15 protein-coding genes, 1 tRNA gene and 1 pseudogene are annotated in these 21,980 nt (G+C 73.5%); 12 read left to right on the top strand and 5 right to left on the bottom strand.

From position 1 onward, the window contains the following. Positions 1–7: 7 nt before the first annotated feature. On the bottom strand, positions 8–1,198 hold the full coding sequence (locus ACH4F2_RS06365) for a zinc-dependent alcohol dehydrogenase (protein ID WP_398131522.1): 1,191 nt from the start codon (positions 1,196–1,198) through the stop codon (positions 8–10). A gap of 209 nt (positions 1,199–1,407) precedes the next feature. On the opposite strand from ACH4F2_RS06365, the gene ACH4F2_RS06360 reads away from it, so the two are divergent. Further along, a complete protein-coding gene (locus ACH4F2_RS06360; RefSeq protein ID WP_398131521.1) occupies positions 1,408–2,412 on the top strand; it encodes a DUF3048 domain-containing protein in 1,005 nt (334 codons plus the stop codon). Here ACH4F2_RS06360 and ACH4F2_RS06355 read toward each other — a convergent pair whose 3' ends face one another. Continuing rightward, positions 2,413–2,880: a MarR family winged helix-turn-helix transcriptional regulator gene (locus ACH4F2_RS06355; protein ID WP_398131520.1), complete on the bottom strand. Its 468-nt coding sequence runs from the start codon at positions 2,878–2,880 to the stop codon at positions 2,413–2,415. Between the two features lie 224 nt (positions 2,881–3,104). On the opposite strand from ACH4F2_RS06355, the gene ACH4F2_RS06350 reads away from it, so the two are divergent. Genes ACH4F2_RS06350 through pcaD form a run of 7 tightly spaced genes read left to right on the top strand, consistent with a single transcriptional unit; the run spans position 3,105 to position 9,558 of the window. After that, a complete protein-coding gene (locus tag ACH4F2_RS06350; RefSeq protein ID WP_398131519.1) occupies positions 3,105–3,860 on the top strand; it encodes a CoA transferase subunit A in 756 nt (251 codons plus the stop codon). Next, positions 3,860–4,504 (top strand): CoA transferase subunit B, encoded by a 645-nt coding sequence (locus tag ACH4F2_RS06345; protein ID WP_398131518.1) that lies wholly within the window; start codon positions 3,860–3,862, stop codon positions 4,502–4,504. Before ACH4F2_RS06350 ends, ACH4F2_RS06345 begins: the two co-directional genes overlap by 1 nt. Next, a complete protein-coding gene (locus tag ACH4F2_RS06340; protein ID WP_398131517.1) occupies positions 4,501–5,706 on the top strand; it encodes a thiolase family protein in 1,206 nt (401 codons plus the stop codon). Before ACH4F2_RS06345 ends, ACH4F2_RS06340 begins: the two co-directional genes overlap by 4 nt. A 23-nt stretch (positions 5,707–5,729) precedes the next feature. Beyond that, positions 5,730–6,503, top strand: a complete 774-nt coding sequence (pcaH, locus tag ACH4F2_RS06335) for a protocatechuate 3,4-dioxygenase subunit beta (protein WP_398131516.1) — start codon at positions 5,730–5,732, stop codon at positions 6,501–6,503. 6 nt (positions 6,504–6,509) lie between these two features. Beyond that, positions 6,510–7,115: a protocatechuate 3,4-dioxygenase subunit alpha gene (gene pcaG / locus ACH4F2_RS06330; protein ID WP_398131515.1), complete on the top strand. Its 606-nt coding sequence runs from the start codon at positions 6,510–6,512 to the stop codon at positions 7,113–7,115. Next, on the top strand, positions 7,112–8,440 hold the full coding sequence (gene pcaB, locus ACH4F2_RS06325; protein WP_398131514.1) for a 3-carboxy-cis,cis-muconate cycloisomerase: 1,329 nt from the start codon (positions 7,112–7,114) through the stop codon (positions 8,438–8,440). Before pcaG ends, pcaB begins: the two co-directional genes overlap by 4 nt. A gap of 2 nt (positions 8,441–8,442) precedes the next feature. Continuing rightward, complete coding sequence (gene pcaD / locus ACH4F2_RS06320; RefSeq protein WP_398131593.1) at positions 8,443–9,558, top strand: 3-oxoadipate enol-lactonase; 1,116 nt, start codon at positions 8,443–8,445, stop codon at positions 9,556–9,558. Between the two features lie 35 nt (positions 9,559–9,593). On the opposite strand, the pseudogene ACH4F2_RS06315 reads toward pcaD, so the two are convergent. Then, a pseudogene (locus ACH4F2_RS06315) lies at positions 9,594–12,271 on the bottom strand (ATP-binding protein). A gap of 278 nt (positions 12,272–12,549) precedes the next feature. Here ACH4F2_RS06315 and ACH4F2_RS06310 point away from each other — a divergent pair. Next, the gene (locus ACH4F2_RS06310) at positions 12,550–13,578 is read left to right on the top strand and encodes a DUF2510 domain-containing protein (RefSeq protein WP_398131513.1); all 1,029 of its coding nucleotides are present in this window, start codon (positions 12,550–12,552) and stop codon (positions 13,576–13,578) included. A gap of 196 nt (positions 13,579–13,774) precedes the next feature. On the opposite strand, the gene ACH4F2_RS06305 is transcribed toward ACH4F2_RS06310, so the two are convergent. Further along, positions 13,775–14,389, bottom strand: coding sequence for a TetR/AcrR family transcriptional regulator (locus tag ACH4F2_RS06305; protein WP_398131512.1), 615 nt, complete (start codon positions 14,387–14,389; stop codon positions 13,775–13,777). A gap of 212 nt (positions 14,390–14,601) precedes the next feature. Between ACH4F2_RS06305 and ACH4F2_RS06300 the strand changes: the two genes are divergently transcribed. From ACH4F2_RS06300 to ACH4F2_RS06290, 3 genes are all read left to right on the top strand, one after another. Next, a complete protein-coding gene (locus ACH4F2_RS06300; RefSeq protein WP_398131511.1) occupies positions 14,602–15,408 on the top strand; it encodes a phosphatase PAP2 family protein in 807 nt (268 codons plus the stop codon). Beyond that, positions 15,405–16,457: a hypothetical protein gene (locus tag ACH4F2_RS06295; RefSeq protein ID WP_398131510.1), complete on the top strand. Its 1,053-nt coding sequence runs from the start codon at positions 15,405–15,407 to the stop codon at positions 16,455–16,457. Before ACH4F2_RS06300 ends, ACH4F2_RS06295 begins: the two co-directional genes overlap by 4 nt. A gap of 141 nt (positions 16,458–16,598) precedes the next feature. Continuing rightward, positions 16,599–16,717, top strand: a tRNA-Arg gene (locus tag ACH4F2_RS06290). 226 nt (positions 16,718–16,943) lie between these two features. Here the strand turns inward: ACH4F2_RS06290 and ACH4F2_RS06285 are convergent. Next, positions 16,944–21,980 (bottom strand): DNA-binding protein, encoded by a 5,037-nt coding sequence (locus ACH4F2_RS06285; RefSeq protein ID WP_398131509.1) that lies wholly within the window; start codon positions 21,978–21,980, stop codon positions 16,944–16,946.

Below are 21,980 nucleotides of genomic sequence, written 5' to 3'. Positions count from 1 at the left end.
CGGGGCCTTACGGCTTCAACAGCACCTTGACCGCGCCGTCCTGCTTCTTCTGGAACATCTCGTACGCGTGCGGCGCCTCCGTCAGCGGCACGCGGTGGGTGGCGAAGTCGTCGACACCGAGCGGGTCCTCGTCCGTCAGATAGGGGATGATCTCGTCGCTCCAGCGGCGTACGTTGGCCTGCCCCATCCGCAGCTGGATCTGCTTGTCGAACAGGGTGAGCATCGGCATCGGGTCGGCCATGCCGCCGTACACGCCGGACAGCGAGATCGTGCCGCCGCGGCGCACCAGTTCGATGGCGGTGTACAGGGCGGCGAGCCGGTCGACGCTGAAGCGCTCCGCCAGCGGGCCGCCCACGGCCCGGGGCATCACCGCGGCGGTCGACTGGACCAGCTTGGCGACGACGCCGCCGTGCGCCTCGGTGCCGACGGCGTCGATCACGGCGTCGGGACCGCGGCCTCCGGTCTCGTCCTGGATCGCCGCGACCAGTTCCTTCTCGCTGTCGAAGGAGCGCAGGTCGTACGTCTCCACGCCCCGTTCGCGGGCTCGCCGCAGCCGCTCCGGCACGAGGTCGACGCCGAACACCCGCCCGACTCCCTCGGCCCGGGCGATCCGGCAGGCCATGTCGCCGATCGGGCCGAGGCCGAGCACGGCGACGCTGCCGCCCTGCGGTACGGCGGCGTACCGGACCGCCTGCCAGGCGGTGGGGAGGACGTCCGAGAGGTAGACGAAGCGGTCGTCGGCCGGACCCTGGGGAACCTTGATCGGGCCGTACTGGGCCTGCGGCACCCGCAGGTACTCGGCCTGGCCGCCGGGGACGGCACCGTACAGGCGGGTGTAGCCGAACAGCGGGGCGCCCATGCCCTCGCCGGTGACCTGGGTGGTCTCGCACTGGGTCGGCAGTCCGGTGCCGCACATGAAGCAGTGCCCGCACGCGATCTGGAACGGCACCACGACCCGGTCGCCGGGCCGCAGTCCGGTCACCTCGGGGCCGACCTCCTCCACGATGCCCATGGGCTCGTGGCCCAGGATGTCGCCCGGAGTCATGAACGGCGTCAGCACCTCGTACAAGTGCAGGTCGGAGCCGCACAGCCCGGAGGACGTGACGCGGATGACCGCGTCCGTCGGCTCCTGGATCTTCGGGTCGGGCACGTCCTCCACCCGCACGTCCCTCTTGCCCTGCCACGTCACTGCCTTCATCGCCTCGCGCTCCCTCCGTCGCCGTGCGCTTCGGTTCTGCGTGGCGGCCGGGTACCCGAGGCGCCCTCCACCGAACCGTCGCCGGTTTCGTCCGAACAGCGGATTATGTGCCGCGTTCCGCATGCCGTATCAGATCCGGTCAGGTATGGAGCTAAATGCTTCAAAAACTGCACAATAAGTGACACAGAATGGGTGGACAGGTGGTCGGGATGCGACGAAGGACGCGCGGGCGGCGCGGCGGGGCCCTGCTGACCGCGGCGGTGGCGGTCTCGCTGGCGGCGGGCTGCGAGGCCGGGCCGGGGGCCGCCGAGGAGGACGGACAGGCACCGCGTCCGAGGCGCCCGCACAGCTCGGCGAGCAGCCCGGCCGGCCCGGTCGGCCCGGTGCTCGCAGTGAAGGTCGACAACGTACCGGCGGCCCGTCCGCAGAGGGGCCTGGACGCCGCGGACGTGGTCTATGCGGAACCGGTGGAGGGCGGACTGAGCCGCCTGATGGCGATCTACGCGACCGAGCTGCCCGAGTCGGTCGGACCGGTGCGCAGCGCCCGCGAATCCGACCTGGAACTGCTGCGCCAGTTCGACCGGCCGACGCTGGCGTTCTCCGGTGCGCAGCGCAAGCTGCTGCCGCTCATCGACAAGGCGCCGGTGCGCGCGGAGCCGCCGAGGCCGGGCGAGGAGTCGGACGCCTACGTCCGCGACGACGGCCGGCCGGCCCCGCACAATCTCTATCTGCGGCCCGGCCGGCTGCAGCCGTCACCCGCGGGCGCCGACGCCCTGACCACGGGTTTCCACTACGGAGCGGCCCCCGAGGGTGGCGAAGCCGAGTCCTCGCGCACGGTGCGCTACCCGTCGGCGTCCTTCACCTTCTCCTGGTCCGACCGGCGTGACCGCTGGCTGGTCTCCATGGACGGCGCCCCGGCCAGGTCGGCGGACGGCGGGCGTCTGTCGCCGGCGACGGTCGTCGTGCAGCACGTGAACGTACGTGAGTCGGACTTCCACGACTTCCGGGGCAGCGTCTCGCCGTACGTCGAGTCGGTGGGCTCCGGACAGGCGGAGGTGCTGCGCGACGGTCGCGCGTACCGGGCGGCCTGGAAACGCGAGGCGGCCGCGGACGGAACATCCTTCACCGCCGAGGACGGCTCCCCGCTGAACTTCGCCGAAGGCCAGGTGTGGGTGGTGTTCGCCGATACGGCGCATACGACGAAGCGGTCGTGATCAGCCCGGGACCGCCGCGGGCTCGGCCGGGTTGCGGAGCCCTTCGGCGGCGTCCGCGACCCGCCGGATGAGGTCGAAGAACACGGCCTGCTCGTCGGCGGAGAGCGGGGCTAGGAAGACCTGGTTCATCCGGGCCGTACGCACCGCCAGCTTGCGGTGGACGCGCAGGCCGTCGTCGGTCAGGCGCAGCAGGAAGCGGCGGCCGTCCTGCGGGTCGCGGACCTTGTCCAGCAGTCCGCGGCGGCCGAGCCGGCTGATCACCTCGGCGATGGTGGACCTGTCCAGGCCCACCCTTTCCCCCACGGTTCGCTGGTCCAGACGGTTCGGCTCGCTGACGAGCGCGTTGAGGACCGCGAACTGCGGCGAGGTGATCTCCTCCGAGACCATCGTGTTCCACAGCAGGTAGTGCGCCTGCTGCAGCCGCCGGGCCAGGTGCCCGGGATGGGTGGTCAGGTCGACCGCGGCCATGTGCGCTCCTGTGGTCATTTTCGTCGGTGCACTGACGATACCTCGGAACGAGTGAGAACAGCCCGATGCCACACCGGGCGATCCACCACGTGTTTTGCGAGGTCTTGACGCCTCGGCCGTCCGGTGGCAGCGTGTGGGGAACCTCGCTGAAATACTCAGTGCCCTGACTAATTCGCACGATCAGTCCGCGATCCGGGGTGCTTGGAAGAGATGGGGCTTCTCGGATGGACAAGGTGGTGGCCACAGCCGCCGAGGCAGTGGCCGACGTGCCGGAGGGCGCATCGCTCGCGGTGGGCGGCTTCGGGCTGAGCGGTGTGCCGAACGTGCTGATCCAGGCGCTGTACGAGCGTGGGACCGGCGGGTTGTCGGTGGTATCCAACAACTGCGGGGCGATGGACTCGGGGCTGGCGGTGCTGCTGGCCGCGGGGCGGATCGCCCGGGTGACCGGGTCCTACATCGGGGCGAACAAGGAGTTCGCGCGGCAGTACCTGGGCGGGGAGCTGGAGGTGGAGCTGATCCCGCAGGGCACGCTGGCCGAGCGGCTGCGGGCCGGCGGAGCCGGGATTCCCGCCTTCTACACCCCGGCGGGGGTGGGCACTCAGGTCGCTGACGGCGGGCTGCCGTGGCGCTACGACGGCTCCGGCGGGGTCGCGCTGGCCTCGCCGCCGAAGGAGGTCCGCGAGTTCGACGGGACGGAGTACGTGCTGGAGCGCGGGATCCGCACCGACTTCGCGCTGGTACGGGCGGCGAAGGGCGACCGGCACGGAAACCTGGTGTTCGCCAAGTCGTCCCGGAACTTCAACCCGCTGGCGGCGACGGCCGGGCGGGTGACGGTCGCCGAGGTGGAGCAGCTGGTCGAGCCCGGTGAGATCGACCCGGACGCGGTGCATCTGCCGGGGATCTTCGTACAGCGGGTGGTGGCGCTCACGGCCGAACAGGCCGCGGACAAGAGGATCGAGCGGCGGACGGTGAGTTCCTGATGGCCTGGACGCGTGAACAGATGGCCGCGCGAGCGGCCCGGGAACTGCGGGACGGACAGTACGTCAACCTCGGCATCGGCCTGCCGACGCTGATCCCGAACTACCTCCCGGAAGGTGTGGAGGTGACCCTGGAGTCCGAGAACGGCATCCTGGGCACCGGCCGGTATCCGACCGAGGCGGAGGTGGACCCGGACCTGATCAACGCGGGCAAGGAGACGGTGACGGTCCTGCCGGGCGCCTCCTTCTTCGACTCGGCGCTGTCCTTCGGCATGATCCGGGGCGGGCACATCGACGTCGCCGTACTGGGGGCCATGCAGGTCTCGGCCGCCGGCGATCTGGCGAACTGGGCCGTTCCGGGCAAGATGGTCACTGGGATCGGCGGCGCGATGGACCTCGTCCACGGTGCCCGCACGGTGATCGTGGTGATGACCCACACCGCCAAGGACGGCTCGCCCAAGATCATGCAGGAGTGCGCGCTGCCGCTCACGGGCAAAGCGTGTGTGAACCGGGTCATCACCGACCTCGGCGTCCTCGACGTCACGGGGGACGGCCTGCTCCTGGTCGAGACCGCACCGGGCGTGGGCGTCGACGAGGTCGTCGCCAAGACCGACGCCGAGCTCGTCATCGCGGAGGACCTGAAGTGAAGGACGTCTACATCGTCGACGCGGTGCGCACACCGTTCGGCAAGTACAACGGTTCTCTGGCGGGCGTGCGCCCGGACGACCTGGCCGCGCACGCCATCCGTGAACTCCTCGCCCGCACCCCGGACCTGGACCCCTCCCGGATCGAGGACGTGTACCTCGGCAACGCCAACGGCGCCGGCGAGGAGAACCGCAACGTCGCCCGCATGGCGGGACTGCTGGCCGGCCTGCCCACCACCGTCCCCGGCGTGACCGTGAACCGGCTGTGCGCCTCCGGCCTCGAAGCGGTGATCCAGGCCGCCCGTGCCGTCGCCGTCGGCGACGCCCACATCGCCCTGGCGGGCGGTGTGGAGTCGATGACCCGGGCGCCGTACGTGCTGCCCAAGTCGGACCGGCCCTTTCCCGCCGGGCACACCGAGCTGTACTCCACCACCCTGGGCTGGCGCATGGTCAACCCGAGGATGGACCCGCAGTGGACCATCCCCCTCGGGGAGTCCGCGGAGCTGATCGCCGACAAGCACGGGATCTCCCGCGAGCAGCAGGACGAGTACGCCCTCGCCTCCCACCACAAGGCCGCTCGCGCCCAGGCCGACGGCCTCTTCGACGGCGAGCTCGCGCCGGTTCCGGTGCCGCGGCGCAAGGGCGACCCGGTGGACTTCGCCGCCGACGAGTGCGTACGCCCGACCGCTTCGCTGGAGGCGATGGCGAAGCTCAAGCCGTCGTTCCGGAAGACCGCCGACGGCACGGTCACCGCCGGGAACGCCTCGCCGCTCAACGACGGCGCGGCGGCCCTCCTCCTCGTCGACGAGGAGGGCCTCAAAGCCACCGGCCGCGAGCCGCTCGCCCGCGTCCGGGCCACCGGTGTCTCGGCGACCGACCCGCACTACTTCGGCCTCGCCCCCGTCGAGGCCGTGGGCCGGGCTCTCGCCAAGGCCGGCCGGACCTTCGCCGACCTGGACGTCCTCGAACTCAACGAGGCCTTCGCCGCCCAGGTGCTGGGCTGTGTCGCCGAGTGGCCCGAGTTCGACCACGCGATCCTCAATCCCCAGGGCGGTGCCATCGCGCTGGGCCACCCGCTGGGCGCCTCCGGTGCCCGCCTCGCCGGCACCGTCGCCCACCAGCTCGCCCGCAAGGGCTCCGGCACCGGCGTCGCCACCCTCTGCATCGGCGTCGGCCAGGGCCTCGCCCTCGTCCTCGACCGCTAGCCACGTCACCCACGGGAAACCCCATGACTCTCACCCAGCACGACATCGACGCGGAGATCGCGGCCGAGCACGCCGCGTACGAGAAGCGGGTCGCCGACGGCGGGCCCGTCGAGCACCACCCGCGCCGCGACTACGCCCCGTACCGCTCCTCGGTGCTGCGCCACCCGAAGCAGCCGCCGATCGCGATCGACGTCACCAAGGACCCCGAGCTGGTGGAGCTGGCCTCCCCCGCCTTCGGAGAGCGCGACATCACCGGGATCGACAACGACCTGACCCGGCAGCACTCCGGGGAGCCGGTCGGCGAGCGCATCACCGTCTCCGGACGCCTCCTCGACCGGAACGGCAGGCCCGTGCGCGGCCAGCTCGTCGAGATTTGGCAGGCGAACTCGGCCGGCCGCTACGCCCACCAGCGCGAGCAGCACGACGCCCCGCTGGACCCGAACTTCACCGGCGTCGGCCGCACCCTCTCCGACGACGACGGCTTCTACCGCTTCACCACCGTCCAGCCGGGCCCGTACCCGTGGCGCAACCACGTCAACGCCTGGCGCCCCGCCCACATCCACTTCTCGGTGTTCGGCTCGGCGTTCACGCAGCGGCTCGTGACGCAGATGTACTTCCCGAACGACCCGCTCTTCCCGTACGACCCGATCCTGCAGTCCGTGACGGACGACGCCGCCCGGCAGCGGCTGATAGCGACGTACGACCACAGCCTGTCCGTGCCCGAGTTCTCGCTCGGCTACCACTGGGACATCGTGCTCGACGGCCCGAACGCCACCTGGATCGAAGAAGGACGCTGACCCGCCATGACGAAGATCGACACCAGCAGCCCGGAGAACGCGCTGCCCACGCCGTCGCACACGGTGGGCCCGTTCTACGGGTACGCGCTGCCCTTCCGCGGCGGCGAGGACATCGCGCCCGCCGGGCACCCGGACACGGTCACCGTCCACGGATACGTGTACGACGGCGCGGGCGACCCGCTGCCGGACGCGCTCCTGGAGGTGTGGGGTCCGGACCCGGACGGCAACCTGCCGACGGCCGACGGCTCGATGCGGCGCGACCCCGCCTCCGGCGGGTTCCTCGGCCGCAACGGCGTGGAGTTCACCGGCTTCGGGCGCATCCAGACCGACGCGAACGGCCACTGGTACGCGCGCACGCTGCGGCCCGGGGCGCGCGGGCGGAACGCGCCGTACGTCGGCGTGTGCGTGTTCGCGCGCGGGCTGCTCGTGCACCTTTTCACCCGGATCTACCTGCCGGGCGACGAGGCGGCACTCGCCGCGGACCCGCTGCTGTCCCGGGTGGACTCCGAGCGCCGCGACACGCTGATCGCCGCGGACGAGGGCAACGGGACGTACCGTTTCGACATCCGCCTTCAGGGCGAAGGCGAGACGGTCTTCCTGGAGTTCCAGTGACATCAGCTCCCGACACGGGCCTGCTCGCCCCCGGGTGGGCGGGCTCACCGGCCGCCGACGCCACCGACGACCACGCCTGGCTGCGCGCGCTGCTCGACGCGGAGACGGCGCTGACCCGTGCTCAGGCCGGGCTGGGCCTCGCCCCCGCCGAGGCGGCGACCGCGGTGGCCGACGCGGCCGACCCGGCCCGTTACGACCTGCGCTCCCTGGCCGGGCGCGCCCGCGGCGGCGGGAACCCGGTGATCCCGCTGGTGGCCGACCTGACGGAGGCGGTCGGCGAGGAGTACGGCCCGTACGTGCACCGGGGTGCGACCAGCCAGGACATCCTGGACACGGCGACGATGCTGGTCGCCGCCCGCACCCTGGACCTGCTCCTGGCCGACCTCGCCCGTACGGAGCGGGCGCTGGCCCGGCTGGCCGCCGAGCACCGGGACACGGCGATGCCCGGCCGGACGCTCACCCAGCACGCCGTGCCGACGACCTTCGGACTGAAGGCGGCCGGCTGGCGCACGCTGGTGCTCGACGCGCGGGACCGGGTCGGTGCCGTACGTGACGCGCTGCCCGCCCAACTCGGCGGCGCGGCGGGCACCCTGGCCGCCTTCGGAGCGTACGGCGCGCCGGACCCGACCGCGCTGCCGGCAGCGTACGCGCGTGAACTCGGGCTCCGGGCCCCTCTGTTGCCCTGGCACACCCTGCGCACCCCGGTCGCCGACCTGGCCGGTTGCCTGGCCTTCGCCGCCGGGGCGCTCGGGAAGATCGCCGCGGACGTGCTCGCCCTCTCCCGTACCGAGACGTCCGAGGTCGCCGAGGGCAGCGGCGGCGGCTCGTCGGCGATGCCGCACAAGGCCAATCCCGTACGGTCCACGCTGATCGCTGCGGCGGCCCGGCGCGCGCCACAGCTCGCGGCCACGCTGTACGGCTCACTGTCCGCCGAGGACGAGCGGCCGGCCGGAGCCTGGCACGCCGAGTGGGAGCCGCTGCGTGACCTGCTGCGGCTGACCGGCGGCGCGGCCCGTGACGCCGCGGAGCTGGCCGAGGGGCTCCAGGTCCGCCCGGACGCGATGCGTGCGCACCTCGGCCTCACCCACGGGCTGATCGTGTCGGAGCGGCTCTCCGCCGAACTGGCGCCGGTGCTCGGACGGGCCCGCGCCAAGGCGCTGCTCACCGAGCTGGCCCGGCGGACGTACACCGATGACCGCGATCTGGGCGAACTGCTGGCCGACGTCCCGGAGTTGTCCGGCCTCGATCTCGAAACCCTGTCCGACCCCGCCCGTTACACCGGCTCCGCCGGAGCCCTGACCGACCGTGCTCTGGAGCGACGTTGACCATGCTCAACCACCTGTCCGAAGGCCCGCTCTCCGCTCCCCCGCTGCTGCTCGGGCCCTCGCTGGGCACCTCGTACGCGCTGTGGGACAAGGTGGCGCCCGAGCTGTCCATCGGGCACCGGGTGATCCGCTGGGACCTGCCGGGGCACGGGGGTTCGGCGGCGGAGCTCATCGGGCCGGGCGCCAGCGTCGGTGACCTCGCCGGCCTGGTGCTCGCGCTCGCCGACTCGCTCGAGGTCGAGCGGTTCGCCTACGCCGGGGTGTCGCTGGGCGGCGCGGTGGGTCTGCATCTGGCCGTGCATCATCCGGAGCGGGTGTCGTCGCTGGCCGTGGTCTGCTCGTCGGCGCACTTCAACGGCGCGAAGGCGTGGGAGGAGCGGGCCGCGACGGTGCGCGCGGAAGGGCTGGCGAAGCTCGCGCAGAGCGCGGACGACCGGTGGTTCACGCCGGGGTTCACCGTGCCGGCGCTGGTGCGGGACCACCGGGACGCCGATCCGGGGGCGTACGCCGCCTGCTGCGACGCGCTGGCCGCGTTCGACCTGCGGGACCGGCTCGGCGAGATCACCGCGCCGACGCTGCTGATCGCGGGCCGCCAGGACCCGGCGACGCCGCCCGCGCATCTGCGGGAGATCGCCGACGCGGTGCCGGACGCGACGCTGACCGAGCTGCCGGGGGCCTCGCACCTGGCGCCGGCGGAGCGCCCCGAGGCGGTGCTGACCGCGCTGCGGGCGCACTTCGACGGCGGCGCCGGGCGGGGCATGGCGGTGCGGCGCGAGGTGCTCGGCGACGCGCACGTGGACCGGGCGCAGGGGCGGCAGACCCCGTTCACCGCCCGGTTCCAGGACTTCATCTCGCGCTACGCCTGGGGCGAGATCTGGACCGACGAGACCCTCTCGCGCCGCGAGCGCAGCATGGTCACGATGACGGCGCTGGTCGCGCACGGCCACTACGAGGAGCTGGCCATGCACGTACGGGCGGCGCGGCGCAACGGGCTGACGCCGGACGAGATCGGCGCGGTGCTGCTGCAGACGGCGGTGTACTGCGGGGTGCCCGCCGCGAACTCGGCGTTCGCGGCGGCCCAGCGGGTGCTGGCCGAGGAGGAGGGCGCCGGCGGCTGAGCAGCCGGGCTTCACCTCGTGGTCCGACTCCGCCCTCAGCTCACGGGGCCCGCCGCCAGTGCCTCGCGGGCTCTCGCCACCACCCCGTCCGCCCGCACGAGTCCGCCAGCGCCAGGCCGCGGTGCAGCTCGGCCGCCGAGCGGGCGGCGATGCCGTACTCCACGCGGGCGGCGGCGTGCTCGTACTGGCAGGGCGAGGCCTCGAGATAGGTGACGGCCTGGGCGGCGAGCCGGACCGCGCGCTGGCCGGTCTCCAGCGCGGCGGCGCAGCGCAGGGCCTCGCCTATGGCGGTGTCCGTGCCGAAGCGCTCGGCCTGGCGGCGGGCGTCGGAGGCCAGTCGGGCTGCGCGGGCGGGGTCCTCCGTGGCGAGGGCCCGGGCGAGCTCGGTCGCCCAGGGGGACACCACCGGGTTGTGCCGGCCCCGAGCGGTCGCCGCCTTCTCGGCGGCCTCCAGTTCGTTGATGCCTTCCTTGGTGCGGCCCGTGGCGAGCAGCAGCCGCCCGCGTACGGAACGGGGCTCGGGCAGCACGATCGTGGACGGGTACGGCGGGTCGAAGCCGTACGTGTCGGCGACGGACCGGGCCTGTTCGACATGGCCGCGGGCGAGCAGTGTGTCGATCAGGTTGCAGACCGCGGACCAGTACAGCGGCAGGCCACGGCCGACGCGCTCCGCGATGCGAAGTGATTCGCGCAGCGTCGCCTCGGCTTCCCTGAGACGGCCCCGCCTGCGATGGCCGAGCCCGACGTAGGTGTACGCGAGGGCGAGGTGGCCGCCGCTCCAGCCGGCGGTCTCGTAGGCGCGCAGGGCCTCGGTGAACAGTGCCTCGGCGCGGTCGAGCCGGTCGGTGTAGGCGTAGCAGTTGGCCAGCATCATCGGCAGTTCCAGGCCCCACTCGTTGTCGATCCAGCCCAGCCCGGGAGCGAGGCGGCCGTTGACGAGGGTGCGGTCGCACAGCTCGACGACCTCCTCGGCGTTCTCGCCGTGGGTCATCGCGTCGAATCCGCGCAGGATGAGCAGGGCGCGCTCGGTGTCGTCGCGGCCGGTGCAGGTCCGGGCGAGTTCGGCGAGGTGCGCGGAACGGCCGGGTGAGGATGTCTCGCCGGGGTGGATGCCCTCCCACATGTACTGGACGGCCCGCATCCGCAGCCGGGCGGACGGGTCCGGGTTCCGGGCGGCCTCCGCCTCGACGGTGCGGACGGCCTCCTCCAGCTGGTTGTTGTGGAGCAGGGCCTCGGAGAGCCGGAACACGGCGTTGACGCGTTGGTCGCCGTCGAGGCCGGGCATGGCGAGGGCGGTGCGCAGGTGGCCGATGGTGGTGGCGGGCGCGGTGAGGAGGGTGGCGCAGCCCAGTTCGTAGAGCACGCGGGCGTGGATGTCGGGCAACGGCGGTTCCAGCAGCGCGCGTTCGAGGCAGTGGCGGGCTGCGTCGGGCGCGCCGACTGCGAGGTGCTCGCGGGCGGCGTCACGCAACTGGGCGACGACTTCCGGGTCGTCGTCGGGATGCACCCGGAGCAGGTGGCGGGAGGCGGCCGCGGCCCCGAGCCGGGAGTCGGTGACCAGTTGGGCCGCTATGCCGTGCATCGCCGTGCGCAGCGCGTCGGGGATGGAGTTGTAGACGGCGGTGGCGATCAGCGGGTGGACGAACTCCAGGTCTCCCGCGTCCGGTTGCCCGGCGGCGGGGTCGGCTCCGGCGAGGATGCGCGCGCCGCGCAGCAGTTCGGCGCAGCGGGCGGCCTCGTCGCGGTCGAGGGTGGCGAGCCGCGCCACCATGTCGACGGTGATGCCGCTGCCGAGGATGGCGGCGGCCCAGGCGAACCGGGTCGAGTCGACGCCGAGTTGCTCCAGGCGGGCGACGAGACCGCCACCCCGGGCGGAGCGGTTCAGGGCGCGCAGTTCGGCGGCCTCCGCCTCGACCGGTTCGAGTTCGCTGTCCTGGACCTTGGCGAGGAGCTCCACGGTCTCGTAGGGGTTGCCTCCGGTGACGGCCCACACCTCGCGGCAGAACGCGGCGTCGGCGTGGTCGCCCAGCGTGGAGCGGGTGAGGCCGGCCGTCGCGTCGGGGGTGAGGGCGTTCAGCGGGGCGAGGGGGCGGCCGGCGGCGGCGGCCGCGTCCAGGTGGCGGGCGCTGTCGCCGCTGACGTCGCCGGGGCGGCGGGCGATCACGACCAGCACGGAGATCTCGTCGAGCCGTTCGGCGAACGCGGCGAGCCAGCGCAGGGTCTCCTGATCGGCCCAGTGGGCGTCGTCGATCAACAGGACCAGCGGCCACTCCCGGCGGGCGAGCCGGCGTACGGCGGCGACCAGGCCGTCGCACACGCCCTGCGGGTCGGCCTGCCGCTCGCCGGGGTCCGCGATGCCGAGGGCGGGGCCCGCGAGGTCGTACCACTCGCCGAGGTACTCGCGGGCCTCCTCCGGGAGCATGGAAACGAGCGCGGGCTGGAGCAGTTGGCGTACGACGTTGAAGGGGACGGACCTGAGGGTCTCGCCGGCGCGCGCCGACCAGACGGTGCAGCCCCGGGCCTCCGCGATCCGGCGGGTCTCGGCGAGCAGCGCGGTCTTGCCGAGTCCGGCCTCGCCCCGGGCCTCCAGGAGGCTGCCGGGGGACGAGCGGTCCGCGCACAGTATGTCGACCGCCCGTGTGAGGGTGGCGACTTCCTCGTCGCGCTCCCAAAGGGAGGCCGAGGCGGCGGCCCTCCGCCGTACCTCCGTCATCCCGCTACCTCCCCGAGTCGCCCGAATGACGTACAGACATTGAGCCTAGCCGTCCGATCGCGCGAGTGGTGGGGTGTCGGGACGGTAGTTGCCGTGACGGGTGACATGCGGTAAAGCGCGGACGACGCGCCGAGGCCGCCATCAGCGGCGGTACCGGGCGACGTGCGTCAACTCGCCGTGCGCGGCGCCGGAGGGGCGGTCGGTTCCGGCGCGCTGTTCCGGTGGACCGGCGCGGGGTCTCTCATCCCGCTTTCACCGACGCCTCATACGGTGGGCACATGACGCAGGTGACTCCTCCCGGGTGGTACCCGGACCCCGGACAGAAGAATGACGGTCCCGCCACCGAGCGCTGGTGGGACGGCAAGGCGTGGACGGACCAGGTCCGCCCCGCGGGGCCGGCCGTCGCGTGGGAACCTCCTGCGCAGCCGCCCGCACAGCCTCCGGCGCACGGTGCCGTGCCCTCGCACCATGCCGTGCCCGCGCCCTACCCCGTGCACCCGGGCTATCCGGGCCTGCCCGTTCAGCCGCCGTCCGCGCGGCGGCGCCGGCTGCGTACCGGCATAGCCGTCGCCGCCGCCGTGGCCGTGCTGGCCGGGATCGGTGTCGGCGTGTACGTCCTGACCGACGACGGTTCGGGCGGCGACAGCGTGTCCTCGCAGGCGGACCGGCGCGGCCCCGGCGGCCAGAACGGCCCCTTCGGCGACTCGGGCGGCGGCGAGGGCGGCGAGTCGCCCGCGCCCGGCTCCCCCGACGGGTCCGAACCGCCCACCATCGACAGCGGATCGGTGACGGACCCGGTCAGCGGGATCAGCCTGCCCATTCCGGACGGCTGGTCCGGCCAGCAGCTGTCGGTCGGCGCGACGGTGACGTCCGAGGACAGCTACAAGTGCCCGGGCGACACATCCGCCACCTGTACCAAGGGAGGCGCCTACTCGGCTCCCGCGGTGGTGCTGGGCACGAAGGGCGGCACCGCCGAGGAGGTCGCGAAGGCCGACATCGAGGCGAACGCCGAGGAGTCCTACGGCGGTGAGTCCTACGGCGGGATCACCTCGCACGAGGAACTGGCCTCCAAGGCGGTCACGGTCGCCGGGCAGAAGGGCTATCTGGTCCGCTGGAAGGCGGTCACCGGCAAGGGCGCCGACGGCTACGTCGAATCGCTCGCCTTCCCGGCGCCCGCCGACCCCGAGCGCATCGTCGTCGTCCGGTTCGGCGTCGACGTCGGGGAGAACCAGTCGGTCATCGACGAGATCACCAAGGGCATCGAGGTCGACTCCTCCGGAGGCGGCGGCAACGGGCAGGACGTCTGACCGGCCGCCGGACAGCAGTCGGGCGGGGGGGGGGGGCCGGCGGGCCCCAGGGGGCCCCCCCCCCCCGGGGGGGGGGGCCCCCCCCCCCCCCCCCCCCCCCCCCCCCCCCCCCCCCGGGGGTGCGCGCCGCCCCCGTCCCCACGGTGCGGCGCGGGCAGGCCACCGTCCAGTCATCCCATGGACGGCGGCCTGAGTCTCAGGGCAGGCCGAGGGCAGGCAGCACGACGGCCTCCACGAACCGGACGAGGTACTCCGCATCGGCCTCCTCGCCCTCGACCAGGGGCCGCATCCGCAGCATGCCGAACATCTGCGCGGGCACGTACTCCAGTGCCGGATGGCCGGCCGGGACCTCTCCCCGCGCGACGCCGCGGTCGAGGATCCCCCTCAGCGCCGCGATCTCCGGCTCGACGAGCGCCTCGCGCAGCGCGCACTGGAGTTCCGGGTCCTGCATGACCGCGTGGCCGAGCGCCTGGAGCAGCCCGGTGTCCCTGCCCGCTCCCCCGCCGGCGGCGCGGGCCGCCTGGCGCAGGTCCTCGGCGAGCGACCCGGTGTCGATGCCGACGAAGCGCACCCGGCGGTGGGAGCGCAGCGCCGCGGCCACGAACTGCGGCTTCCCCTTCCACTGCCGGTAGAGCGTGGACTTGCTGCACCGGGTGCTGGCGGCGATGCCGTCCATGGTGACGGCGTCGTAGCCGCAGGACCGGATCTGTTCGAGCACGGCGTCGAAGAACTCCTGCTCACGCTCCGGCGTGATCTTGGAGCGGCGCGAGGCGCCGGCCGTGTCCGGTCGGTCCGCGGCCTGCGACGTCATCGGCCCTGCTCCTCACTCGGTTCCAGCGGCGGTACAGCGGCGCTCGAGCGGCCTGTACTCCAGTGTGTCGTACGTCTATCGATACGTCAGTGTACCGGTACACCAGCGTATCGGTACACTGGCGTATCGGAACGAGGTCGTATCGATGAGAACCGTCACACGCCCCCGCGCCTGTGAGTCACACGCACCACCGTCAGCGAAGGGGCCGGGGGATGAACGCCCGCAGCGAGCCTGCAGAAACGGCACCGGACGCACACCCGCGCCCGCCGATCGTCCGTGAGGTCCTGCTCGTGGCCGGTCTCTTCCTCGTGTACAAGTTCGGCCGGCAGCTGGCGACCGGCCACACCGCCGAGGCCTTCCGCAACGCCCACCACGTGCGGGACTGGGAACGCGCGCTCCGGCTGCCCGACGAGGGCACGGTGCAGTCCCTGCTCCTGCACGGCGACGCCCTGATACACGCGGCGAACACCTACTACGCCACCGTCCACTTCCCTGCCACCGCGGCCTTCCTGATCTGGCTGTACCTGCGGCGGCCCGCCCACTACGTGTGGGCCCGCCGGGTGCTGGCCGCGCTGACCGGCGCCGCGCTGGTGCTGCACCTCCTCTTTCCGCTCGCCCCGCCGCGCATGCTCGGCGCCGCCGATCTGATCGACACGGCCCGGGTGTTCGGGCCCTCGGTGTACGGCCCGCCGAGCACCGACCAGTTGTCGAACCAGTTCGCGGCGATGCCCTCGCTGCACTTCGGCTGGGCCCTGATGCTGGCGGTCGGTCTGATCGTCGCGACGCGGTCGCGCCTGCGGTGGCTGTGGCTGCTGCATCCACTGGTGACTCTGCTGGTGATCGTGGGCACCGCGAACCACTACTGGCTCGACGTGCTCGTGGCCGCGGCCCTGCTCGGCCTCGCGCTCGCGGGGATCCGCCTGCGGCACCGGCCGCGGTGCACCGTGCCGCACCGCCGGCCGGAGTTCCGGCCCCGGACGACGGCGGAACGGCACGACCTCGTGGGGGCGGGCCGATGAGCGCCGCCACGATCGCCGTCCTGCTGTCCCTGGTCTCCGCCTGCGCCTACGCCGCCGCGGCCGTCGCCCAGGAACGACTGGCCTCCCGCAGCGCCAACGCGGGCGCGCTGCGGATGCTGGCCACCGGCGCCTGGTGGTGGTCGGTCGCGCTCAACGCGTCGGCCGCGCTGCTGCACGTCGTCGCCCTCAAGTACGGGCCCCTCACCGTGGTCCAGCCGCTCGGTGCGCTCACCCTGGTCGCGGCGGTGCCCCTGGGGGCGCGGCTGGCGGGCCGGCGAGTGAGCGCGGTCGAGTGGAGGGGCACCGGGCTGACGCTGCTGGGGCTGGGCGCGCTGCTGCTCACCGCGTCCGGGCCCGCGCCCGACGACGTGCTGAGCGTGCCCGAGGCGCTGGTGCTCTCCGGCGCGACGGCGGCGCTGATCGGCATGCTGTCGTGGCCCGGCACCCGGCCGGGGCTGCGGCACGCGACGGCGTCCGGCATCGCCTCCGGAGTCGCCTCGGCGCTCACCCAGACCGTCACGGTCGCCGTCACGGACCGCTCGGGCACGCTGCTCAGCGCACAGGTGATCGGGGTGGCCCTGCTGGTGGCGGCCTTCGCGGCGGGCGGGCTGCTGCTGTCGCAGACGGCGTACCGGGGTGGGCTCGGCGCCCCGCTGGCGGTGGTGACGCTCGCCAACCCGGTGGCCGCCGCGGTGATCGGGCTTTCCCTGCTCGGTGAGCGGCTGCGGGGCGGCGCGGGCGGTGTGCTGCTCGCGCTGACCGGTGCGGCGCTGGCCGCCTGGGGCGTGGTCCAGCTGAGCCGGGCGACGCCCGGGCGGCCCGATGACGCCGGACCGATGGCTGCCCTACCCGCTCTGGAGCCGGATCCGGCGAGGCAGGAACGTGCTGGACGACGGGCGGCTACGGGACCGGCAGCGGCGGAGAAGGAGCCGGCGGGCATGGCAGCGCTGGAACAGACGGCGCTGCAACAGGCGACAGTGGGGCCGAGTCAGGTGGGGCCGGTGCTGGTGCCCCGGCAGGCGGAGCCCGGGCACCTGACTCGGCTGTAGGGCCGGCCCGGCGGAACGTGCCACGGACGCGGGGCCCGCGGTACGCGGGGGTGACCCGCGGGCGGAGAGAAAACACCTCGCCCGGACGGGACGGCGTCCCTACGCTGACCGGAGCGGGAGCGCGCGGTGCCCGCAGGCTGCGGGGCCGTGGCAGAGCGGCCCATCGCGATCGACGTGGGCGAGGCCCCGCACACGTCGACTGACGGGAACCGGGCGGGCCCTGCCCCTCCTGTCCGCGGGTTCGAATCCCGCCGGCCCCGCCGCCGACTCGTCCGCTCATCCGCGCCGGCTCCCGTCGCGCAGGGCCGCCTCGGCTCCTGCCAGGTAGACGGCGGCTGTGGCGCCGTACGCCGATCAGGTACGGCCGGGTGCGGGCCGCCGGCGCGGCCACCTGGGCGGCCGCCTCTTCTCCTGCGTCATGGGTCCACGTGAGTGGTTCGGCGGGGGGACGGCCGCGCGCGGCGACCGTCCCTCCGGTGGCGGAACTCAGCGGCGGCGCTTGCGCGGTCGCGGTACCTCCAGTTCCTCCAGTCGCGGCCCGTCCCCGTCCTGGACCCGCTGCCAGGCCTCGCGGTACAGACCGGCGACGGGCCGGGTGGGCACGACGACGCCCAGTACCGGGCTTTCGGCGTCGAGCAGGTCGTACATCGGCAGCTTCCACCGCTCCAGCGGCAGGTGCGGATTGCCGGGCTGGGTCCAGCCGCCGGGCAGGAACAGCGAACGTCCGGCCTTGGAGCGGTTGCCCTCGAGTACGAGGTCGGTGGCCGCGAGTTCGGCGCGGGCGGCGCGGAGCCGGGCCGTTCCCCCTCGTTGCCTGCCCCAGCCGGTCCAGCGCGCGGTGTTGCGGTCGGTGGGGTCCGGCATGGCGAGCAGCATCAGGTAGAGGACGGCGGCGTCCTCGCCGATGCCGTGCAGCCTGGCGACCTCGCCGACCAGGTCGGGCACGGACCGGGCGGGGTCCTGCGGCCACCACAGCCCGTCCGCGTCGCGCTCGCCCGCCACCGGGTTGCCGGGGTCGGCGAGCAGTTCGGCGAAGCGCCGGTCGTGGACCATGCTCAGCGCGGTCTCCTGGGCGTTCGGTCGTTCACCCGTGAACAGCGCCGTCAGGTGGGGGTCGTTGCCGGCCGCGTCCAGCAGCGCGGGCCGGATGGCGGGGACGGGTTCGGGCCCCCCGGTGCCCAGTACGACAGCGCCGTAGCGCACGAAGTCCTCGCCGGTCTCCGTGGGATCTCCGGCGGCCCGTTGGAACGCCTCCCAGTCGATCTTCCGGTCCAGGGCGATCAGCAGGCCGGGGTGGGCCAGCCGGTCGCGCAGCGCGCTCAGTACGCCGGGCAGGGTGGCACGGACCGGGTCGCCGGACGGGAGCCGGTGGGCGAGCCACGCGGCGAGGGCCACCGAACCCTTGAGGACGTTGTTGTCGAAGCCGGGCGTCTTCTCGGTGGATTTGAGGTAGTAGGGACCGAACTGCCAGGTCAGGTCCCGCGTCAGGCGGGGCTCGGTGGTCATGTCGACGAAGCCGTGCAGGGCTGCGGGCGGTGCCCATCCCGGGGACACCACGGTACGGGCCGCGTCGTGCAGCACCTCCTCGCAGACGGGGGTGCGCCGGCCCAGCCGCTCGTTCCAGACCTCGGCCGCGCGGGCGGCGTCGGGGCCGTCCGTCCACAGCCGCGTCGGCTCGGTGGGCAGGAGCGCCGCCACGACGGCCTGCCGGGCGCCCGCGCCCAGGGAGCGCAGCTCGTCCTTGGCCACGCGCGCGTCGGCCGACTTCACTCCGATCGCCTTCAGCGTCGCGGAGGGCACCGCCTCGCGCTTGTCGTCGATCATGGGCATGCCCGCCACCACGAGCCGTGCCATGGTCGGGGTGACGCCGGTGAGTCGCGCGAACTCGTCGGCAGCCGCCGGGAACCAGGGTGCCGAGCCGTGCTCGGCGAGCTCGGCGCGGAACGCCGCCGCCCAGCCGGGAGCTCGCGTCTGCTCCGGCACGAACGGCCCCGCGGCGACCAGCGTGTACGGCGCGGGTACCTCGAAACGGCCGGACGGATCGTGGAAGACCGCTCCGTAGCGATGGCCCGTGGTGTCGTCCTCGGAGTCCCATTCGCCGAGGAAGTCGAACGCGCGGTAGGGAAAGAGCAGGAACGCACCGCCGCCGAGGTCCAGCACGGTCTCGTCCGTGTTGCCCTGCACCGCGTGGGGCCCCTCGAACAGGCTCCTGTCCAGCCGCAGCCGGACGCGGCGCCAGTGGCCCGGGTCCAGGTCCGTGAGTTCCTGCGCGTCGAATTCCGCGAGGTACGCGTCCAGTGCCTGCCGGTGCTCCTCCACGGTGGGCGCCGAACCGGCTCGCAGGGCGAGTATCGCGGGCAGCTCGGGCAGAGCCAAGGCGTCGATCTTCTCCAGCGACTTCTGCCCGGCCAGCTGCCGGTGGATCCGGCCCGGAGGCGCCGGCTCGGCCGGGCCCCGCATGGACCTGCCCAGCAGGTGCGGCAGGTCGTAGAGATGGTGTTCGCTGGCCCAGTAATGAGGGCGCCAGCCCCGGCCGGTCAGGCCGACGCCGTTGACCGCCGCCTCGAGCAGCTCGTCTCCCACCTTGGGCCGCGGCTCCTGCGGGACGACTCCGGCGATCGCGGAGTCGAGCCGGGCCAGCGCCGCGTCCAGGGTGCGCTGCTGCTCGGCGGCGAACCGCACCACCCCGGTGACGCCCGCGCGCAGCGCCTCGTGGCCGACCTCCGGCAGGAGCGTGCGGACCAGGCCGGACACCACGTCCGGGCCGTCCGTCTCCGCCTGTTCCTTCCCCCGTTCGTCGTCCTTCTCAGCGCCCAGCGCGGCCACGGCCCCTGTCAGAAGCGCCGCCGCGGTGTCCTCGCCGACCTGGCGGAGCGCAGCGGACCCCTGCGGGTCGCGGGGCTGGAGGTGGTGCCAGTAGCGCAGGTGCGGGAGCAGGGCCGTACCCGCGTGGAAGGGGCCGGCCCTGTAGCCGTACCCGCTCTCGGCGACCAGCGTGCCGTCGGTGTCGAGCAGTTGGACCGTGCGGGACTTGTGGATCACGGTCAAGGGCCGGTCGGCGCCGGGGAAGACCAGCGCGTGTTCCGGGTCCGCGCCCGCTGCGGGCGGCACGACGACCGAGCGGCCGGCCAGGTCCTCGCCCCGCCGCGAACCGTCGGGGAGGGTCACCACACGCCAGCCGAGCACGCCGTCCACCGGGGCGCACACCGGGCCCGGTACGGCGGAGGGGGCGGGCAGCAGCCAGGCGTTCGAGAGGGCGCTTCCCTCCGGAGCGGTGTGCAGTGCCCCGTCGATCCACTCCGGTGCTCCGGGTTCGCCCACCGTGTCGCCGACCGGGTCGTACGCGCGCCAGGTGTACTTCTCCTTCTCCCCGTCCTCCCGGGCCCACACCCAGTACGACGTGCCGTCACTGATCACCCGCCGCGTCTGCGGTATGAAGGCGTCCCCTCGGCGCAGCACCCCGCGACCGGTGACCCGGCCGCCCTCGGGGAGGGGCGGCGTCGCGGGGGCCATGCCCTCGTTGACTCCGCCGCTCCCGTCCACCTCGCAGGGCCACCAGGTGTGGGGGTCGCCCCCGACCGTCACGTGCGGCGAGTTGGTGGTGTCGTGCCAGTATCCCTGCCAGGTGTAGTCGGTACGCTCACACCACCAGACGAACAGCCCGCCGTCGACGTACTGGCAGGTGAACGACCAGGGCCGGCCCGGACCGTCCGGGAGGTTCGGCTCGTATGCGAGAACCGTGCCCTCCGCCCCGATCACCCGGACCTCTTCGCCGGACATGACGATGAGGTACGGCCAGCCGTCGATGACGTTGATCCCCTGGTTCTTCTCCCGCGAGGCGGCGGATCGCAGGGCTTCCTCCCAGGCGGGCCAGCCCAACTCGTCGAGGACGCCGGTGCGCAGGGTGCGGGCCAGCGCGGGTGCGACGCCGGTGCCCAGGGCTTCCCGCACCTCGTCGGCAGCGACGGCCAGCACCTCTCCCGGCAGCCAGGACAGCGTGCGCAGCGGGCTGAAGTAGCCGAGAAACTCGGCCAGTTCGCTGGTGAGGTACTTGCGGGCGGCCTCCGCCACCCATGGGGCGAGCATCGGTCGCCCGCCGGGGGACGCGGCCAGGTTGACGACGGTCTCCTCGTAGTTGCCCCACTGCCCGTCGGGACAGCCTCGCCGGAACGCCGGATGGAAACGGGCGTCGGCTGCCAGCGCCAGGAGATCCCGCCGGTACTCGGACGCCGCCCAGGTATGCAGCGCGAGCCTGTGGCCGTCGCCTGGATCCGCCACCGGTATGTCCAGGGACAGAAGCTGGTCGAGCAGGTTCACATCGCCGACCGGAGGCTCGAAGGTGTCTCCCTGGTCCCGGAGTTCGGCGCGCAGCGCACCCGCCATGCGGTCGACGAGCGGATACAGCTCCGGCGGCGCGGCCTGATGGCCGTCTGCACCGCACAGTGCGACGACCCTGCGCATCCATCCGACCGCGCCGTCGGGGGAACGGACTTCGGCGGGCAGCGTGGTGTCGCACAGCCCGGCGGTGGCCCCGGAGTCCTCCAGAAGGTCCAGCCACTGGGGCAGCTCGTCCCGCTCCCACTCGGTCGGCAGCAACCCGAGCAGTGTGCCGCGGACGGCGGGCTCCCGCCGGGCCAGTTCCAGCAGGGCGGCCCGGTGGGCCTTCCACCAGCCGGGGGGCGCCTTGACCGTGCCGGGCAGCGGCAGTATCTCGCGGAGGTAGGCCATCTCCTCGGCGAGCGCGTTCCTGCCCGCGACCGCCTTGGCCAGTCTGCGCAGGTCGGCCGCGCCCGGACTCGACGGCGGCACGCCGTGCGCGGCGAGCCGGACGAAGAGCCCGCGCAGGTGCCGGAAGGCCGTCGCGGCCGGTACGCGGGACGTCAGCCCCTTGGCGTAGCTGGAGAGGATCTTCGTCGGCACGGCGTCGGCCAAGGCGAACTCGAGGAACACCGCGTCCATGCGCGCCTCGTCGAACGGCAGCGCGTGCGCCGTCTCGGCCTTGCGTGCGTTGACGAACATCTGGGACGCGTAGGCCGTCTGGTCGGCCCCCAGGAACACCCGGCCGGCCTGCTCGTAGAAGGTCGGCAGGAAGTGCGGTACGGAACCCGCGAGCCGTTCACCGATCGACTCGTAGGTGGCGCGGGCCTTCTTCGCCCGGGATCTCACCGTCCGCGCGACCTTGTCCATCTCCTCGACCAGGGACATCGCCAGGTGGCCGTCCGAGGGGTGACGGACCAGCACCCACTCGGGGAAGCCCATGGCCCGGTGCTGCCCGACACCGACCTCCACCGGTTCGCCCTCGGGCTCGAGTCCGAGGAAGCCCGTGTCCGGGTCCCCGGTGCCGTCCTCGGTGATCAGGCGTACCACGGTCCGGCCGTCCAGACCCGGATGCCGGTAGGCCCGGGCGAACACGGGCACGGCCCGGTCGCCTCCTCCGGTGGTGCCCGGCGGCAGTACCGCGCCGGCGCGCAGCAGCTCCTCAACCTCTGCCGTCGCCCCGTCCCGTGACGTACCGTCGCTCAT

The organism is Streptomyces sp. NPDC017890 (assembly GCF_044328675.1).
Classification (GTDB): domain Bacteria; phylum Actinomycetota; class Actinomycetes; order Streptomycetales; family Streptomycetaceae; genus Streptomyces.
This window is presented reverse-complemented; position numbering and strand designations above follow the sequence as displayed.

Coding starts and splice junctions, on each gene's coding strand:
- ACH4F2_RS06365 (WP_398131522.1), bottom strand. CDS start 1,198: ATGAAGGCAGTGACGTGGCAGGGCAAGAGGGACGTGCGGGTGGAGGAC.
- ACH4F2_RS06360 (WP_398131521.1), top strand. CDS start 1,408: ATGCGACGAAGGACGCGCGGGCGGCGCGGCGGGGCCCTGCTGACCGCG.
- ACH4F2_RS06355 (WP_398131520.1), bottom strand. CDS start 2,880: ATGGCCGCGGTCGACCTGACCACCCATCCCGGGCACCTGGCCCGGCGG.
- ACH4F2_RS06350 (WP_398131519.1), top strand. CDS start 3,105: ATGGACAAGGTGGTGGCCACAGCCGCCGAGGCAGTGGCCGACGTGCCG.
- ACH4F2_RS06345 (WP_398131518.1), top strand. CDS start 3,860: ATGGCCTGGACGCGTGAACAGATGGCCGCGCGAGCGGCCCGGGAACTG.
- pcaH (WP_398131516.1), top strand. CDS start 5,730: ATGACTCTCACCCAGCACGACATCGACGCGGAGATCGCGGCCGAGCAC.
- pcaG (WP_398131515.1), top strand. CDS start 6,510: ATGACGAAGATCGACACCAGCAGCCCGGAGAACGCGCTGCCCACGCCG.
- pcaD (WP_398131593.1), top strand. CDS start 8,443: ATGCTCAACCACCTGTCCGAAGGCCCGCTCTCCGCTCCCCCGCTGCTG.
- ACH4F2_RS06310 (WP_398131513.1), top strand. CDS start 12,550: ATGACGCAGGTGACTCCTCCCGGGTGGTACCCGGACCCCGGACAGAAG.
- ACH4F2_RS06305 (WP_398131512.1), bottom strand. CDS start 14,389: ATGACGTCGCAGGCCGCGGACCGACCGGACACGGCCGGCGCCTCGCGC.
- ACH4F2_RS06300 (WP_398131511.1), top strand. CDS start 14,602: ATGAACGCCCGCAGCGAGCCTGCAGAAACGGCACCGGACGCACACCCG.
- ACH4F2_RS06295 (WP_398131510.1), top strand. CDS start 15,405: ATGAGCGCCGCCACGATCGCCGTCCTGCTGTCCCTGGTCTCCGCCTGC.
- ACH4F2_RS06285 (WP_398131509.1), bottom strand. CDS start 21,980: ATGAGCGACGGTACGTCACGGGACGGGGCGACGGCAGAGGTTGAGGAG.